The organism is Klebsiella sp. Shm-1 (assembly GCF_040804525.1).
GTDB lineage: Bacteria > Pseudomonadota > Gammaproteobacteria > Enterobacterales > Enterobacteriaceae > Klebsiella > Klebsiella pneumoniae.
Genome location: NZ_CP161823.1, coordinates 3,105,110 through 3,121,157, shown reverse-complemented (window position 1 = coordinate 3,121,157; position 16,048 = coordinate 3,105,110). Strand labels below are relative to the sequence as shown.

13 protein-coding genes and 3 pseudogenes are annotated in these 16,048 nt (G+C 51.9%); 7 read left to right on the top strand and 9 right to left on the bottom strand.

Features of this window, described 5'->3' with window-relative positions; translation table 11 throughout:
- Nucleotides 1-11: 11 nt before the first annotated feature.
- Nucleotides 12-374 carry a cupin domain-containing protein gene (locus tag AB1E37_RS15450; RefSeq protein ID WP_015958193.1) on the top strand — a complete coding sequence of 121 codons (363 nt, stop codon included), beginning with the start codon at nucleotides 12-14 and terminating at the stop codon, nucleotides 372-374.
- Nucleotides 375-428: 54 nt separating this feature from the next.
- Here the strand turns inward: AB1E37_RS15450 and purB are convergent, their stop codons facing one another.
- From purB to rluE, 5 genes are read right to left on the bottom strand one after another with little or no spacing between them, the layout of a single operon-like run.
- Complete coding sequence (gene purB / locus AB1E37_RS15445) at nucleotides 429-1,799, bottom strand: adenylosuccinate lyase (RefSeq protein WP_004176557.1); 1,371 nt, start codon at nucleotides 1,797-1,799, stop codon at nucleotides 429-431.
- A gap of 3 nt (nucleotides 1,800-1,802) precedes the next feature.
- Nucleotides 1,803-2,444 carry a high frequency lysogenization protein HflD gene (hflD, locus tag AB1E37_RS15440; RefSeq protein ID WP_004140557.1) on the bottom strand — a complete coding sequence of 214 codons (642 nt, stop codon included), beginning with the start codon at nucleotides 2,442-2,444 and terminating at the stop codon, nucleotides 1,803-1,805.
- A gap of 54 nt (nucleotides 2,445-2,498) precedes the next feature.
- Complete coding sequence (gene mnmA, locus AB1E37_RS15435; protein ID WP_004150803.1) at nucleotides 2,499-3,605, bottom strand: tRNA 2-thiouridine(34) synthase MnmA; 1,107 nt, start codon at nucleotides 3,603-3,605, stop codon at nucleotides 2,499-2,501.
- A gap of 56 nt (nucleotides 3,606-3,661) precedes the next feature.
- Entirely contained in the window at nucleotides 3,662-4,120 is a 459-nt protein-coding gene (locus AB1E37_RS15430) for an NUDIX hydrolase (RefSeq protein ID WP_004150802.1), read from the bottom strand.
- A gap of 16 nt (nucleotides 4,121-4,136) precedes the next feature.
- Nucleotides 4,137-4,787: a 23S rRNA pseudouridine(2457) synthase RluE gene (rluE, locus tag AB1E37_RS15425; protein ID WP_004150801.1), complete on the bottom strand. Its 651-nt coding sequence runs from the start codon at nucleotides 4,785-4,787 to the stop codon at nucleotides 4,137-4,139.
- A gap of 240 nt (nucleotides 4,788-5,027) precedes the next feature.
- Between rluE and icd the strand changes: the two genes are divergently transcribed.
- Nucleotides 5,028-6,278, top strand: a complete 1,251-nt coding sequence (gene icd, locus AB1E37_RS15420; RefSeq protein WP_004150800.1) for an NADP-dependent isocitrate dehydrogenase — start codon at nucleotides 5,028-5,030, stop codon at nucleotides 6,276-6,278.
- Between the two features lie 117 nt (nucleotides 6,279-6,395).
- On the opposite strand, the pseudogene AB1E37_RS15415 reads toward icd, so the two are convergent.
- Nucleotides 6,396-6,851 (bottom strand): annotated as a pseudogene (locus AB1E37_RS15415) (tyrosine-type recombinase/integrase); the annotation flags it as partial.
- On the opposite strand from AB1E37_RS15415, the pseudogene AB1E37_RS15410 reads away from it, so the two are divergent.
- The 5 genes and pseudogenes from AB1E37_RS15410 to AB1E37_RS15390 form a co-directional block, all read left to right on the top strand.
- Nucleotides 6,852-9,467: pseudogene (locus AB1E37_RS15410) on the top strand (DUF1983 domain-containing protein); the annotation flags it as partial. It abuts the pseudogene before it with no gap.
- Nucleotides 9,468-9,528: 61 nt separating this feature from the next.
- The gene (locus AB1E37_RS15405; RefSeq protein WP_004224162.1) at nucleotides 9,529-10,956 is read left to right on the top strand and encodes a tail fiber domain-containing protein; all 1,428 of its coding nucleotides are present in this window, start codon (nucleotides 9,529-9,531) and stop codon (nucleotides 10,954-10,956) included.
- A gap of 422 nt (nucleotides 10,957-11,378) precedes the next feature.
- The gene (locus AB1E37_RS15400) at nucleotides 11,379-12,437 is read left to right on the top strand and encodes a sensor domain-containing diguanylate cyclase (protein ID WP_004224164.1); all 1,059 of its coding nucleotides are present in this window, start codon (nucleotides 11,379-11,381) and stop codon (nucleotides 12,435-12,437) included.
- 354 nt (nucleotides 12,438-12,791) lie between these two features.
- Nucleotides 12,792-13,484, top strand: a complete 693-nt coding sequence (locus AB1E37_RS15395) for an EAL domain-containing protein (protein ID WP_004224167.1) — start codon at nucleotides 12,792-12,794, stop codon at nucleotides 13,482-13,484.
- A 634-nt stretch (nucleotides 13,485-14,118) separates the two neighbouring features.
- Nucleotides 14,119-14,286: pseudogene (locus AB1E37_RS15390) on the top strand (isocitrate/isopropylmalate family dehydrogenase); the annotation flags it as partial.
- Between the two features lie 272 nt (nucleotides 14,287-14,558).
- On the opposite strand, the gene AB1E37_RS15385 reads toward AB1E37_RS15390, so the two are convergent.
- From AB1E37_RS15385 to AB1E37_RS15375, 3 genes are read right to left on the bottom strand one after another with little or no spacing between them, the layout of a single operon-like run.
- Nucleotides 14,559-15,272 (bottom strand): helix-turn-helix transcriptional regulator, encoded by a 714-nt coding sequence (locus tag AB1E37_RS15385; protein ID WP_004224172.1) that lies wholly within the window; start codon nucleotides 15,270-15,272, stop codon nucleotides 14,559-14,561.
- Nucleotides 15,269-15,661 carry a hypothetical protein gene (locus AB1E37_RS15380; protein ID WP_004190914.1) on the bottom strand — a complete coding sequence of 131 codons (393 nt, stop codon included), beginning with the start codon at nucleotides 15,659-15,661 and terminating at the stop codon, nucleotides 15,269-15,271. The genes AB1E37_RS15385 and AB1E37_RS15380 overlap by 4 nt, the downstream gene beginning before the upstream one ends.
- Nucleotides 15,654-15,977: an antibiotic biosynthesis monooxygenase gene (locus AB1E37_RS15375; RefSeq protein WP_004150797.1), complete on the bottom strand. Its 324-nt coding sequence runs from the start codon at nucleotides 15,975-15,977 to the stop codon at nucleotides 15,654-15,656. The genes AB1E37_RS15380 and AB1E37_RS15375 overlap by 8 nt, the downstream gene beginning before the upstream one ends.
- Nucleotides 15,978-16,048 lie beyond the last annotated feature (71 nt).

Sequence of the window (16,048 nt, the reverse complement as noted above, 5' to 3'; positions counted from 1 at the left end):
GGAGACAGCCCATGTATCAACTCGTTAATCTTGCTCATAAATTTTCCCTGTTCAGCGAACAATGGCAGCCCAAAGTGGTGGCTGAAATGAATGACTATCAGTTCAAGGTCGTGCGCATCGCCGGCGACTTTATCTGGCACAGCCACCCGGAAACCGATGAGACATTGATGGTGGTGGAGGGGGTATTGCGCGTGGACTTCCGCGACGGGCATGTGCTGGTGAAGGCCGGGGAGATGATCGTCGTGCCGCGCGGGGTGGAACATAAGACCTCGGCGGAGACGGAAGCGAAGCTGATGCTGATTGAGCCGCGCGGGGTGTTGAATACCGGCCACGAGGGCGGCGAGCGGACGGCGGTGAACGACGTTTGGATCTGATCGCTTTCCGGCGATAAAACGCCCCTCTTTCCGGCGGAAAGAGGGGCAGGGCGATTACTTCAGCTCGTCAACCATGGTGGTTGCCCGACCGATATAGTTGGCCGGGGTCATCGCTTTGAGACGCACTTTTTCCTCTTCCGGCAGGGCGAGGCTGTCAATAAACTGCTTCATCCCTTCCGCGTCCACGCGTTTGCCGCGGGTCAGCTCTTTCAGCTTCTCGTACGGTTTTTCGATACCGTAACGACGCATCACGGTCTGGATCGGCTCAGCCAGTACTTCCCAGTTGTGATCCAGTTCGTCCAGCAGGCGATCCTGGTTCAGCTCCAGCTTGCTGATCCCTTTGAGGGTGGACTGATAGGCGATCAGCGCATAGCCGATGCCCACGCCGAGGTTACGCAGAACGGTGGAGTCGGTCAGGTCGCGCTGCCAGCGGGAAACCGGCAGTTTGCTGGCCAGGTGCTGCATGACCGCATTGGCCAGGCCGAGATTGCCTTCGGAGTTTTCGAAGTCAATTGGGTTCACCTTGTGCGGCATGGTGGATGAGCCGATTTCCCCGGCGATGGTCTTCTGTTTGAAGTGGTTGAGCGCGATGTAGCCCCACACGTCGCGATCGAAGTCGATCAGAATGGTGTTGAAGCGCGCGATGCAGTCAAACAGCTCAGCGATATAGTCATGCGGCTCGATCTGCGTGGTGTACGGGTTCCACTGAATACCCAGCGAGGTAACGAACTCTTCGCTGAACTGATGCCAGTCGACTTCCGGGTAGGCGGCGATGTGGGCGTTGTAGTTACCCACCGCGCCGTTGATTTTACCGAGGATTTCCACCTGGTTCAGCTGACGATACTGCCGCTCCATACGGTAGGCGACGTTCGCCATCTCTTTACCCATGGTGGACGGCGTTGCCGGCTGGCCGTGGGTACGGGAGAGCAGCGGCACATCGCGGTACTGGGTCGCCAGATCTTTTACCGCGTCAATCAGTTTGCGCCAGTAAGGCAGAACCACTTCGTCGCGGGCGGTTTTCAGCATCAGCGCGTGGGAGAGGTTATTGATGTCTTCAGACGTACAGGCGAAGTGAATAAACTCTGATACCGCGTGCAGCTCGGCGACGTCAGCGACTTTCTCTTTCAGGAAATACTCTACCGCTTTCACGTCGTGGTTAGTGGTGCGCTCGATGGTTTTGATGCGCTCCGCGTCTTCAACGCTGAAATCGGCGACGATTTTATCAAGGAAACCGTTTGCGTCGGCAGCAAAAGCAGGAACTTCCTTGATCGCTGCGTGGGCGGCCAGTTTTTGCAGCCAACGTACTTCCACCTGAACGCGGAATTTCAGCAAACCGAATTCGCTGAAGATACCGCGCAGCGCGCTGACTTTATCGCCGTAGCGGCCGTCTACAGGGGAAACGGCGGTCAGTGAGGATAATTCCATAGATCACAACTCCGGGGTTAAATGAGCAAGAATTTGCTTTGCCTGGTTAACCAGACGATTACGGGAAAACATAAGCTGCAGACGTCCGCCGCCCACCTGATGCCAGAGCACCGCGGCGCGAATACCCGCCAGCAGCGCTGAGCGAACTTTCGCCTGCACCTGCGGGCTTTGCAGCACGGCAGGGGAGCCGGTCACCTGAATACGCGGCCCCAGCGGGCTTATCACATCGACATAGATGCCCGCCATGGCGCTGAGCAGCGTTTCGGACTGCAGGTCAAAGTGTTCCAGCTGACGGTGCAGGCCGGCGATGCGGTTGCCGAGCGTGTCCATCGCCCCTTTACTGGCGGCGAGCTTGCGCTCCAGCACCATCAGGCTCAGGGTATAGCGGGTGAGTTCCGCATTGAGGCCCTGACGGCTGCTGGTATTGAGCACCCCGAGCAGCGTTTCAAGACCGAGGCGAAGATTGGCTTCACTGCCACCGAACACCGCCAGCGTCGACTCAGGATCGAGGTCGATGATGCTGTTCAGCGACACATGCAGGGCATCGCTGTCGCAATGTCCCTGATGCGCCAGTTGCTGAACCAGTCGCGCCGCCTGGCAAACGCCAGCCAGCGCCAGGGTGATGTCATAGTAATTCTTCGCCACACATACTCCTTGTCAGCCGCCAGGGCGGTTCGTCCCGGCGGAAATAACGCGCGTTCAGGACTGCAGAGGCAGTCGTTGTTCAATAATTCCGCCGCCGAGGCACACTTCCCCTAAATAGAACACTGCGGACTGGCCCGGGGTCACCGCCGCGACCGGCTCATCGAAGCGGACTTCGATACGGTCTTCATCCAGCGCGGTAACGGTGCAGGGGATATCGGTCTGGCGATAGCGGGTTTTCACCGTGCAGCGCAGGGTGCCTTGTAGCGGTTCACGGTTTACCCAGTGCAGCTGTTGGGCAATCAGACCGACGGACATCAGGCGCGGGTGGTCATGGCCCTGGGCGACGATAAGAATATTATTCTCAACGTCTTTATCGACCACGTACCATGGATCTTCGCTACCCTCTTTGGTGCCGCCGATACCCAGCCCTTTACGCTGGCCCAGGGTGTGGTACATCAGCCCCTGATGAGTACCGATCTCCTCGCCGTCGACGGTGAGGATTTTGCCCGGCTGCGCCGGCAGATAGCGGCCAAGGAAATCGCGGAATTTACGCTCGCCGATAAAGCAGATGCCGGTGGAATCTTTTTTCTTCGCGGTGATCAGATCCAGCTCTTCGGCGATCTTACGCACCTGCGGTTTTTCCAGCTCACCCACCGGGAACAGGCTCTGGGCAATCTGCTCGTGGCTAAGGGTGTAGAGGAAGTAGCTCTGATCTTTGTTGCCGTCGAGGCCGCGCAGCAGCTGGCTTTTACCGTCGACATCGGCGCGGCGCACATAGTGCCCGGTGGCGATGTAGTCGGCGCCGAGGTCTTCGGCAGCAAACTCGAGGAAGGCTTTAAATTTGATCTCTTTATTGCACAGAATATCCGGGTTCGGCGTGCGGCCGGCTTTGTACTCTTCCAGGAAGAGCTCAAAGACGTTATCCCAATATTCGGCGGCAAAGTTAACGGTGTGCAGTTCAATGCCCAGCTTATCGCAGACCGCTTGCGCATCGGCAAGGTCGGCGGCGGCGGTGCAGTATTCCTCGCCGTCGTCTTCCTCCCAGTTCTTCATGAACAGGCCTTCCACCTTATACCCTTGCTGCAGCAGCAGGTACGCGGAGACCGAGGAGTCGACGCCGCCGGACATGCCGACGATCACTTTTTTCTGGCTTTCTGACATGGAAATACTCGCTACATTGAACTTCGAGGCGGCGTATTCTAGCACGCGCTCACCGTTCATTCACCCCCTGTGAACGGCCAGTTAAATGCGCCAATCAGCGACAGCGGCTGCCGCGGGTCCTGCAGGTAGCAGCGAATGCTTTCGGCAACCAGCGGCGAGCGCAGGTTCGGCGCGTTAAGAATTTCCTCAGCACTGAGCCACAGGCAGCGATCGATATCGCTGTCGTGCGGTTCAGTGGCGCACAGATCGCTAAGTTCGATGGCGAACAGGAAGCGCAGAAACGGGGTGTTATCGGGAGCCAGCCACTGATGCATGCGGATGAAGTGCTGCGGCGTGGCGCGAATGCCGGTCTCTTCCCACAGTTCACGTTCGGCGGCCTGCAGCAGCGTTTCATTGGCCTCGAGATGGCCCGCCGGCTGGTTCCACAGCGCTTTGCCGTTAATGGTTTCTTCGACGATGAGAAATTTATCCTGGGCGTGAACCACGCAGGCAACGGTGACATGAGGTTTAAACATCGCTTTTCCTTTTCAGTTATTCGGCTTTGCGCCAGTCGCCGTTGGCCAGTCCGTCGAGGGTATAGCCGCCCATGGCGTAGCGGATCAGCCGCAGGGTGGGGAAGCCGACGTGGGCGGTCATCCGGCGCACCTGGCGGTTGCGTCCCTCGTAGAGCGTGATTTTCAACCAGCGGGTGGGAATCGATTTGCGCTCACGAATCGGCGGGTTGCGCGGCCACAGCCAGACGGGTTCCTCGACAAGTTCTACGCCGGCAGGCAGGGTGGGGCCGTCGTTAAGGGTGACGCCGTCGCGCAAGGCGGTCAGCGCCTCGGGCGTGGGTTCGCCTTCCACCTGAACATAGTAGATCTTGCCGGTGCGCTTACCCGGCTGGGTCAGCTTCGCCTGCAGCGCGCCGTCGTTGGTCAGCACCAGCAGGCCTTCGCTGTCGCGATCGAGCCGACCTGCGGCGTAGACGCCCGCCACCGGAATAAAATCTTTTAGCGTGCTGCGCCCGGCTTCATCGGTAAATTGCGGCAACACATCATAGGGTTTATTGAACAAGATCACAGTTTTTGGCTGGCGTTCTTTACGTTGTCTGGTGACTTGTTGTGTGCTGAATCGCTCAACGCGATGTTTTCTAAATGAAGTTTTCTGCATGGTATTTTCAGGCTTTATCAATTGCCGCATTATAGCCTAATTACGAATGCCTTTCATGGACGCAAACATTCAGGTAGTATTGACATGCTCATTACAAATTATTAACAAAAAATTGCTCAAACCGATTCGCACTACAGGCAGGAAGGCGACACGGACGCGATAGCTCCGGTGAGCGGGAAGACCCGGTACGCCGAAGCTGGCCGACTCAGCCAACACCAGGCTCGCGTGAAGAGGGAAGAGCAGAACCAGAAGCGCTCGAAGGAGAGGTTAATGGAAAGCAAAGTAGTAGTTCCGGCGGAAGGTCAAAAAATCACCCTGCAAAACGGCAAACTGAACGTCCCTCACAATCCGATTATCCCGTTCATTGAAGGTGACGGTATCGGCGTTGACGTTACCCCAGCGATGCTGAAAGTGGTTGATGCCGCCGTTGAGAAAGCCTATAAGGGCGAGCGTAAAATTTCCTGGATGGAAGTTTACACCGGTGAGAAATCAACCCACGTCTATGGCCAGGACGTCTGGCTGCCAGCTGAAACCCTCGATCTGATTCGTGACTACCGCGTTGCTATCAAAGGTCCTCTGACCACCCCAGTCGGCGGCGGCATCCGTTCTCTGAACGTGGCGCTGCGCCAGGAGCTGGACCTCTACGTCTGCCTGCGTCCGGTACGTTACTACCAGGGCACCCCGAGCCCGGTTAAACACCCGGAACTGACCGATATGGTTATCTTCCGTGAAAACTCAGAAGATATCTATGCCGGTATCGAGTGGAAAGCCGACTCTGCGGAAGCAGACAAAGTGATCAAATTCCTGCGCGATGAGATGGGCGTGAAGAAAATTCGCTTCCCGGAACATTGCGGTATCGGCATCAAGCCGTGCTCTGAAGAAGGCACCAAACGCCTGGTGCGCGCCGCGATTGAATACGCGATCACTAATGATCGTGATTCCGTCACTCTGGTGCACAAAGGCAACATCATGAAGTTCACCGAAGGCGCCTTCAAAGACTGGGGCTACCAGCTGGCTCGCGAAGAGTTCGGCGGCGAGCTGATCGACGGCGGCCCGTGGGTGAAAATCAAGAACCCGAACACCGGCAAAGAGATCGTGGTGAAAGACGTGATCGCCGATGCGTTCCTGCAGCAGATCCTGCTGCGTCCGGCGGAATACGACGTTATCGCCTGTATGAACCTGAACGGCGACTATATCTCTGACGCCCTGGCGGCGCAGGTTGGCGGTATCGGTATCGCCCCGGGCGCCAACATCGGTGACGAGTGCGCGCTGTTCGAAGCGACTCACGGTACTGCGCCGAAGTATGCCGGCCAGGATAAAGTGAACCCGGGCTCCATCATCCTGTCCGCAGAGATGATGCTGCGCCACATGCAGTGGTTCGAAGCCGCAGACCTGATCGTCAAAGGCATGGAAGGCGCTATCGCCGCCAAGACCGTGACCTATGACTTCGAACGTCTGATGGAAGGCGCTAAACTGCTGAAATGTAGCGAGTTTGGCGACGCGATCATCGCGAACATGTAATCTGGCCCCCAGATTATGTCAGAACGGGAACCTGGTGGTTCCCGTTTTTATTATTAGTTTTCGAACGGTTATCAAAATTTTATCAAAACAAGTTATCAAAACCCCTCCCGAAAAACCTCATAAGGCCACCGTTGTCCACCCCTTCCCTCGATCATCATGGTACCTATCCGTTTGTTGTTGAGTTTTATGTCCAAGTAAATCTTTCGTGTTTATACCCTGGGCTTTATATAACCGCTCGGAAAGCGATCTTTGTTCATGGAAAGTTGCCGGTGTACCTTGTCCCCAGTCAATATCTGCACTGTCTCTTGCCTTGCTGAAATTCATGGTCAGTGTTCTGGGTTTCACCTGTGCTCCTCGCTCAGCCTGTGAGGTGGTTCTAAAGAAATGAACCAAATAAGGGCTTACTGCATAATCCCGGCAACGACTGATTACATCTCGGAGGCTCCAGTTGATTGCGTTGCAACGCAGAGCTAATGGTATAGCGATTTTGCTTCCGGTTTTCTCTTGCTCAACGTGTAGATGATCGTCCCAGATGTCCGAGAATTTCATACGGGATATATCACCTAGTCGCTGGCGGATATTGACGCCAGCGGGAAAATGCCGGGCAACCTCATTGTCAACGGCAGTTTTGAGCGCGGCGCGGCGGGCTTTACCGGCTGGAGCAGTACCGCGACGGTGGCCGATTTACAGGTTCCGCATTCGGGTAACAAGGCGCTGAAAATGTCCGCCGGCCAGTCGAACCTGGTCGGGCAGGAAATCAGTATCACGCAGGGTCGTACCTACCGCATGGGGGTATGGGCGAAGCAGGACCCGGGAACCACGATTAAAGATGCGGGTAACACGAAGTTTCGTGTGGCCGACAGCACTGGCCTGCTGGTCGGCTCAAACTACGGACCGTTTAGTTCTGGCTGGCAACTGGTAACGTTTGACTGGAAAGCCACGTAGACCACGACGGCCAGTTTCCAGCTGACGACCTTCCTCAGCGCGGGGGCAATGTATTTCGATGATTTCCATGTCCTCGATGTTACGGATGAAAAGGATATCGCAGCTAATGCCGGGGCCATTTCTCAGATGAATACCCGCGTCACCGCTGCTGAAGGGGCTATCACCACCCAGGCGCAGCAGCTGACGAAACTCAGCGGCGATCTGGCCGTCACGAATGCGGCGGTCAGTAAGAAGGCCGAGCAAAGCGCTGTCACCGGGTTGACCACCCGGATGACGTCTGCCGAGGGTAAACTGGATTCGCAGTCGCAGCAGCTCACCAGTCTGCAGAACAGCCTGACCACGATGAATACTGAGCTGGGTAAAAAGGCTGACACGTCCGCGGTGAGTTCACTGACCGGTCGCGTAAGCCAGGTGGAAAACACCATCACCAGCCAGTCGCAGAGCATCACGTCGCTGACCAGCACCATCAATACCATCCGCACTCAGGGAGCTAATCCGTGGGTTGACGGTACGTTTGAAAGCTACAGCGATGGCCTGGTGCTGGGCGGGAACGGCACAGCCGTTGTGGTGGCGTCTCAGAAATTCACCGGCAATAAGAGCCTGCAGGTGAGTCGAGGAGCGAACAATAACGGCAACAGCGATAAACAGCTTGGGAGCTGGCAGTCAGTCCGTGAGGATGCGAAATTCCGGTTTGAGTTCTGGGCTATGATGCCGGCGGATCAGGCGCCCTCCTCCGGGTGGACAACGCTGGTCGGCATTAACTCACTGAATGCTGCCGGTCAAAACTCCTGGCAGTCGGCGGTCACTGTCAGCGAAGCCGCTCTTGGTGCGCGTGATAAGTGGGTGAAATTTACGGGTATTGCCAGTAACAACGGGGGTGGGAGAACACGCGCAGTGGTCTGGATCTCTACCCGTGGCGCCTCCGGCAGCGGCACCCCCGGTTATTCGCTGTATATCGACGATCTGGTTATCACGGATGTTACCGATGCGAAAGCTGCACAGGATGCCTCTGACGCGACGGCGAGTGCCGTGAGCGGTCTGACGGCTCGCGTAACGGATGCTGAAGGGAAAATCACCGCCCAGGCGCAGCAGCAGACGGCACTGGCCACGAAAGTGGATAATGCCAACTCCCGCGTCGATAACATGGCGAAGACGCTAAGCGACAGCCAGAGCACACAGGCCAGCCTGAATACCTCGCTTCAGTCGCAGATTGACGCGCAGGCGGCCGCCAACATCAAAAACCAGACGACGCTGGACAACACGATTAAATCGGTGGCCAGTATCACCAGTACCCAGCAGACGCATGCAACGGCACTGGAGGCGCTGGCAACGCAGCAGACGACCCTGACATCCAGTGTCGGGGATCTCAGCGCTTCCGTTCAGAACACCGCCAAAACCGTGGCGGATGTGAATGGTACGGTGAGTTCGCTGTGGTCGATGAAGGTTGAGACGGTTAACGGGAAGAATGTTGGCGCGGGGATTACGCTGGGCAGCAATGGTGAAACGAGCGACATGATCCTCTACGCTGACCGCTTCTCGCTGTTTAACCGTAATAATGCGACGGCTGTTCCGGTGATGGTTGCCGAAGGCAATGAGCTGTATATCGATACGGCACGTATCAAAAACAGTTCCCTGACCTCTGCCAAAATCGCGGACGGTTCCATTACGAACGCGAAGATCGGCAACGAGATCCGCTCGAATAACTTTGTTGACGGGTCGCAAGGCTGGCGTATCGCCAAGGATGGCTCTTCGCAGTTCAATAACGTGATCGTTCGTGGCAGGGTCGAAGCGAATAGCGGCGTGTTCCGTGGCACTGTCCAGGCGGATGCGTTCATCGGTGACATTGCGGTGGCAAAAGGTAACGACAGCCTGACCTTCCGCCGCAACCAGACGGTACAGCGGAACGGTGCGTATCAGAACAGGGGGTATAGCATGACAGTGGTTCTGGCCTGCACCCTGGTGTGCCAGACCTATGGGACGGGCAGTGGCCTGGGGTATACCTCTGATATTACGTTCAACATTGGTGGGCAGGAGGTAATCCGCCGTATCTTCGTCGATGCCGGTAATATCACAGCTGGCACCACGGCCTTTGAATTGCGGTTTGCCGCGCGCCTGGATGCTGACTACAACAATGTCGGCTTCTTTATCAAGGCTACAGGTCGAAATGCCGCGATTGATTACACCTGCACAGTCGAGAACATCACCGCAACCGCCTTCCGAACGGACAGCAGTTCATTTAGCTAACAAAGGCCCCGCTAGGGGCCTTTTCTTTTTCCAGGGAAAACCATCCAGGAGGAACTTTATTATGGCTATGTATGAAGTCGGCACCGTCACGGGTGCAGCGTCGCAGGCACGGGTGACAGGTGCGACAACAAAATGGTCACAGGAGGCGCTGGGGATACTGCCCGGGTCGATTCTGGTGGTCTACCGCAGCGGTAGTGCTGACCTGTATGCGATCAAATCTGTGGACAGCGACACGCAACTGACGCTGACCCGGAATATCACCACCGCATTTTCCGGTGCCTGTTACGGCATTATTACCGCTGAAACCGCCAGCACCTCGTCGTTTGCTAACCAGCTGGCCAGCGCATTTGCATTCTGGCGTAGTGTGGTGGAGGGCTGGTCGATGGCCCTGACCGGCAGCGGCAATATCACCCTGACTGACCCGATCACAGGAAAGCAGGTGACCGTGCCGGCGATAGCCGGGATGGCGAAAGCATCGGATCTTAACGCGCTGGCAAAACTCACCGGAGGAAACAAACTCGACGGCTCGCAGGTTATAACCAGCGATAATGCCGGTTTTATTCTCGGTAAGAACTCAGATCTGGCTCTGCTCAAAAAACAGGGGCAAGGCGGGACGATTGCCGTTGGCTCGGGAACACCGTTCAGGGTTCAGCGTTCAAGAGCGACCACTGTATCACCGGCAGACACCTTTGATGACATCCTCGTTATTGGCACCAATAACCAGACGACGTTGCCCGGAGATTTGGTTGTCGGTGGTGGTTTCGATAATACGGCAAAGGGCAAGCTGTATTCCCAGGCGTTAGAGCTATCGATGAGCACGCCATACATCGACTTTCATTTCAACGGCAGCATCGCCGACTTTACCGCCCGCATTATCCAGGACCGGCAAAACAGACTAAATATTCAGGGCAATGCCAGCTTGTTAGTTACCGATGGCAATTTAACCGCTGGCTCAACAATGCCCGGCAATATCGCAGTCGGCCAGCAGGTCACCGCCGCACCTGTGCGGTCTCAGATGTTGGGAAGAGGCGCTTACGGCGACCCGGAAGGCGCATACGTGCAAATGTACATGGAGGAGAAGGTCGGCACTGAGCACCGGATCGTGCTGTACTCTGACGGTTTCGGAAGAACCGATGCCTGGCTATTTCGGCCTGGCGGCACAATCACCACCGGCAAAGGTGACGTCATGACTACCGGTTCTGACGTTCGTCTGAAAGACGGGTTTACAGAACCTCAGGAAGGGGCCTCCAGGCGCATTAATGCGCTGGGGGTATGCGAGTTCAATATGAAAGGCGAAACGCGCCGGAGGCGTGGTTTTATCGCTCAGCAGGCTGAAAAAGCTGATGATCTGTATACTTTCCTCGGCATCGAGCAGGAGATCGATGGCGAAAAATTCAGGGTGATGAATGTGGATTACACGGCCATCATCGCCGATTTGGTGACCGTGGTGCAGGATTTGATTAGGCGAGTTGACGCACTAGAAAGTTGAGGAGCATAAAAAATCCCCCGGAGGCACTTGCCGGGGGCAACTGTAACGACATTAATTGCTGTGTACATCACAGAATAATTTGGAGTAAACGATAAGTAAGTTCAAGTAAATTTTTACTGGTCAGATGTTGTGTCGTTGTTTAATAATCTACCAAAATTAATAATGCAATAGTGATAAATCCTGTTGGGTTTTCATGTTTAAGGATATAACCCTAAAGTATTGCCTTTCATTAGATTTAAAACGTACAGATAGATTCAAGAAAATGGATGCAAAATGTTATTATTGATACGTTTATCAATAATTGAAGTGCAATCTTGTAATTTTCACATCCATGTTATAACTTTGTAATGCAGGGCGGTTTTATCTTGTAATTTAGTGGTTTAAAGTGATAGCGGCTCTTAGTGATTTATAATAGGCTTTCTATGTTAACAAAATTCCCAGATGAAAAATACATATCTGACAGAAATTCATCGTTTATTAAAAGAGTATATTTCTTACGTCAGATAGGTGTCGTTCTTTGCTTTCTTCCTATATATTCAGTCCTCCAGGAACAGTCACATCAAAAAATAACGATAGCCCTGTTAATTTTGAATGCACTCATCTGGCCATCGGTTGCTTATCTGGCAAGCATGATGTCGAAGGATATGCTGAGTACTGAAAAAAAGAATATGGTACTCGATTCATTCTGGGCTGGTATCTGGATAGCCGTAATGCAAGCTAGCCCAATTCCATCATTATTCATAATCTCCGTTCAAATAGCTGATCGCTATGCTGCTGGTGGATGGAAAATTTTAAAACCAGCATTAACGTGGATGATGATTAGTTTCGTGATAGTTTGGTTAGCAAATGATTTCAGATATACTATAGAATTCAGCACCCGAACGGTATTGCTTTCTTTACCGTTGGCAACCTGTTATCCCATAGTGTTGAGTGTTGTTTCAAGGCACTTATCTATAAAGTTGAGGAAAAGAAGGGAGTTACTGGAAAAACAGGCGCTGATGGATCCTGGCTTAGATCTGCCAAATCGCCGATTTTTTGAGCAAAAAATGGAAAGTGCTTTTCGTGCGACGCGTAAAAAGAGAATTCATTCTTATCTTATGCTCATTGATGTTGATAATTTTAAAAAAATTAATGATACATATGGTCATGAAGTAGGTGATGCGGTGTTATCTCGTATATCAACAATATTACGAGAGTGCGCTGGCGAGAAGGATGTGCCAGCAAGATTTGGTGGCGATGAGTTGGCTATTATTGTTAACAACAGTAATAGCAAGCTTGTTATAGCCATGGTTGATATAATTCAGGAAAAAATTAAAGATCTTTCATTGCCTTCTCATAAAGATATGTACTGTACTGTCAGTATCGGTATTTCTTGTGCAGAAAATAAAGAATCAATTATCGAGTGGATCAAAGAGGCTGATCAAATGCTATATGAAGTTAAACGTAATGGGAAGAATGGATATTGCATGCCGAATAATTGAAGATGAAATGATTTATTTTCTTATGATGTTATACCTATAAATGTTTAAGATGGTTTATTATCGGCATTATCATCGCAGATAAATTTCTTCGGAACCTCAGACACCTTCTCAACTAACGTTTGATATCTGGCACTAAATTATTAGTATTTAATAACACATTGATTTTATTGTGATTTATAATGAAATCATGTTTCTATTTTTACCTTTTACTTCATTTGATTTGAATTACCGATCAATTTGTGTTGTGTGATAGGTTTCGCCTATTGTTCGATCATGATCGATCATTTTAAACTATTTCTCTTTCATTTATAATTATGACACGATTAGGATTATTCTTAGTTCCGGTGTTTTTTTATGTTAAAGAACAGTGTGGAAATAGAATCCTGCAGGTTTGTTTTAGAACCATCTTACAAAAAAGATGGTTCTATTCACTCTTGGGAAATTCTCACGAAAAGTGTTAAAAAAAAGAACGCTAATGATTATCATGCTAATGAAGGTCTTTTTTGCTTCAGTTCGCTAAGCGATAAAGAAAAAATCGATGTGTTTAAGAGACAGATATTGACAATTGAAAAGCTTGATGCATCAAAATTGAAGTTCAAGCCAGTTTCGTTGAATGTTGACAGTCTTATTAGCGATTGTATTTTGAACGATAAATATATTGGTGATTACTTAAAAAACCAAAAAAACATTGCTTTTGAGATTAACGAGTATTTTCATGAATTCAATACTAAATGCTGTATGGTTGACTTAAAGTGTCTTTCAAAATTGTGTCCAGTATGGCTGGATGATTTTGGAAGGGGCTTAACAAGTTTAACAATTATTGATATGTTTAATTTTGAATGTATAAAAATTGATAAAGATTATTTCTGGGAAATACAGTATGAGAGTAAATTATTTAAGATATTAAATGAAGTAAAATCATACTGCAATTTCGTAATTGTTGAGGGAGTTGAGACAATAGAACAAAAAAATAAAGTACATTCTGTTGTTGATTGCGCTTGCCAGGGAAGGTTGTGGATGAGCGATTACTATTATGTCGAGATTTAAAATAAATGATAACAAAAGATAAAAAATGTCCATTTTGTGGTGCATATTTAATTGCTGAGGACCACTGCCAAAGTTGCCATGCATTTCAGATTAAAGGATATGTATCAAGAGACGCTTGCACAAGAATTAATTTGGTATCTATCGGCACGTCTTTACTGGTTGCGCTCTTTGGAATCTTAGTTGTGTTTCTGGTATCTTTCGGTATCGGGACATATATTGCTATCATTGCGTTTTCTCTTATTTTATATTTTATTATGAAAAGGATTCTGCATATAAAAGAAGAACAAAAAGGGAAGATGGTTTGGAAAAGAGCAATCATTACATGGTAGGTAGTAATTAAATAATATAATGGCGCTGCTTGTTCCAATGCAAGCCTCGGATTCCGAGGCTTTTTTATTTTCTTTTCAAATCATGAGTTATAACACCGGAGATATTTAACCCGACTCACAGGGAGTAAGTATTATTGCCTAATAATTCACTATCCAGATGAGCTGAAAAACTCAAAGCCAGTTATCAAAACTGAAAATATACTAATGAATTTCAATAGGTTAGGGCTTAGGTTAAACACATTAATAACGTATCAAAAATACCTGTTTTTCTATTTAAATCAACAAGTAATGATGTTATTGGTTAACTACTGCTGCGCCACATGCAGTGGTTCGAAGCCGCAGACCTGATCGTCAAAGGTATGGAAGGCGCTATCGCCGCCAAGACCGTGACCTATGACTTCGAACGTCTGATGGAAGGCGCTAAGCTGCTGAAATGTTCAGAGTTTGGCGACGCGATTATCGCGAACATGTAATCCCGTTGGTGGATTAAGTAAAAGCGGGAGCCGATGGGCTCCCGCTTTTTTTCGCCTTCAGGCAATTAATCTGCCGGACGCTTGAAGCATTAGGCGATGGCGAATGTCCCGCAGCGCAACGTTCAACAAAGCTATATACCTCATGACAGGGAGAGATCCATTTGCCGTAAGAGCTCGCATGAAAACGGATTGCACGCCAGGCGTCATACTGATGGCCCGACCGGCTTAAACCGGGGCCGTTCGGCGAAAATGTGCTGTAGCCTAAACTCAGGCTATCCGCGCACTTTCAGATTAAACAGCCGGGACAGCGCCGCTTTGCCGCTATCCGTCACTTGTACTTCCCGATATCCCGGTGCGCGCGTTATCCATCCTTTTTGCAGGAACAGCGTCATTAGCGCCGAGCCGGCGTCGCCTCCCAGATGAAAACGTCTTTCGCTCCAGTCGAGACAGGGGCAGCAGGGCTTACGCCGTGGGCGGGCGTTCAGTACTGCGCCAAGGCGTTCAAGCTGGGTTTTACCGGCTGACGTCAGGGCCAGGCCATCTGCCGCCAGCCATTTTTCCCGCAGCATATACTCATAAATATTCACCGCCAGCTCGCCCGCCAGATGGTCGTAGCAGGTGCGTGCGTAACGAAGATTAACCGGCGTGCTGGGGAGAAGCGTCTTATGCGCCTGCATAGAGACGCCCATCAGGTTTTCCAGCAGCCCGGCAATATGCGAGCCCGCCAGGCGGTAATAGCGGTGGCGCCCCTGCGCGAGACACACCACCAGTCCGTTGCTGAGCAGCCGGGCAAGATGGCCGCTGGTGGTGGAGGCGGACACCTCGGCGACCGTACTGAGTTCGGTTGCCGTCCATGCGCGCCCGTCCATCAGCGCGCAGAGAATACTGACCCTTGACGAGTCAGAGAGGGCGGAGGCCACCATCGCCATAGCGGTTTCCAGCGCCTCCTCTGGCTCACTGTCTTGCTGCGGTTTCAGGAGATTCATTCAGAAAGTATGGCCCATTTTTTGGTCACTTCCGCTGCCCGGGCGTCATCATCGGTAAGGAGAATGAGCCGGTTACGGTGGTCGCTGTACTGTACCAGAATATTAATACCATTATGGGCCAGGGTGTCCGCGATGTCTCCCAGTTCCCCAGGACGTTCCTGAGGTAACTTTCGTATCAGAGGACGGCATACATTGCTGACCGTAAAGCCGGCCTCGGTCAGCACCCTGCGGGCTTTCTCACCGTCTTCCACCAGAAAATGCGCATGTCCGGCATCAGGCGTGGTGAATACGCCACCGCCTTCGAGCCCCACGCCGTTGTTACCCAGCGCCATACCCATTGCGCCAAGCGAGCCCGGCGAGTTGCTGAGAATCACGTGAATGTCATACATCCGACTGTGCTCCCCGATCCGATGCGTAATCCCGGAACACGCGGGCGACGCGTATTCTGTAGTATGAAAAAATCGATGCTTTGCCTTCGCGCTGGGCAGCCAGATGCCGCTCATTTTGCTGCCAGTTGGCCACCGAGGCTTCATCTTCCCACCAGGATAACGAGAGTATTTTGCCGGGCGTACTCAGGCTCTGAAAGCGCTCGATGGCAATAAACCCCGGCGTGTCTGATAGCAAAGGCGTCAACCCGGCCGCCAGCTGAAGATATCTTTCCTGTGCTTGTGGTAAGGCGTCGGCCTCAAAAAGTACCGCAATCATAACTCTGCTCCATGGTGAATTTCCCTGCAGTCTACTGACGGCCAGAGCAGGAAGCTTCGGTATGCAGCGAA

Coding starts and splice junctions, on each gene's coding strand:
- AB1E37_RS15450 (WP_015958193.1), top strand. CDS start 12: ATGTATCAACTCGTTAATCTTGCTCATAAATTTTCCCTGTTCAGCGAA.
- purB (WP_004176557.1), bottom strand. CDS start 1,799: ATGGAATTATCCTCACTGACCGCCGTTTCCCCTGTAGACGGCCGCTAC.
- mnmA (WP_004150803.1), bottom strand. CDS start 3,605: ATGTCAGAAAGCCAGAAAAAAGTGATCGTCGGCATGTCCGGCGGCGTC.
- AB1E37_RS15430 (WP_004150802.1), bottom strand. CDS start 4,120: ATGTTTAAACCTCATGTCACCGTTGCCTGCGTGGTTCACGCCCAGGAT.
- rluE (WP_004150801.1), bottom strand. CDS start 4,787: ATGCGGCAATTGATAAAGCCTGAAAATACCATGCAGAAAACTTCATTT.
- icd (WP_004150800.1), top strand. CDS start 5,028: ATGGAAAGCAAAGTAGTAGTTCCGGCGGAAGGTCAAAAAATCACCCTG.
- AB1E37_RS15405 (WP_004224162.1), top strand. CDS start 9,529: ATGGCTATGTATGAAGTCGGCACCGTCACGGGTGCAGCGTCGCAGGCA.
- AB1E37_RS15400 (WP_004224164.1), top strand. CDS start 11,379: ATGTTAACAAAATTCCCAGATGAAAAATACATATCTGACAGAAATTCA.
- AB1E37_RS15395 (WP_004224167.1), top strand. CDS start 12,792: ATGTTAAAGAACAGTGTGGAAATAGAATCCTGCAGGTTTGTTTTAGAA.
- AB1E37_RS15385 (WP_004224172.1), bottom strand. CDS start 15,272: ATGAATCTCCTGAAACCGCAGCAAGACAGTGAGCCAGAGGAGGCGCTG.
- AB1E37_RS15380 (WP_004190914.1), bottom strand. CDS start 15,661: ATGTATGACATTCACGTGATTCTCAGCAACTCGCCGGGCTCGCTTGGC.
- AB1E37_RS15375 (WP_004150797.1), bottom strand. CDS start 15,977: ATGATTGCGGTACTTTTTGAGGCCGACGCCTTACCACAAGCACAGGAA.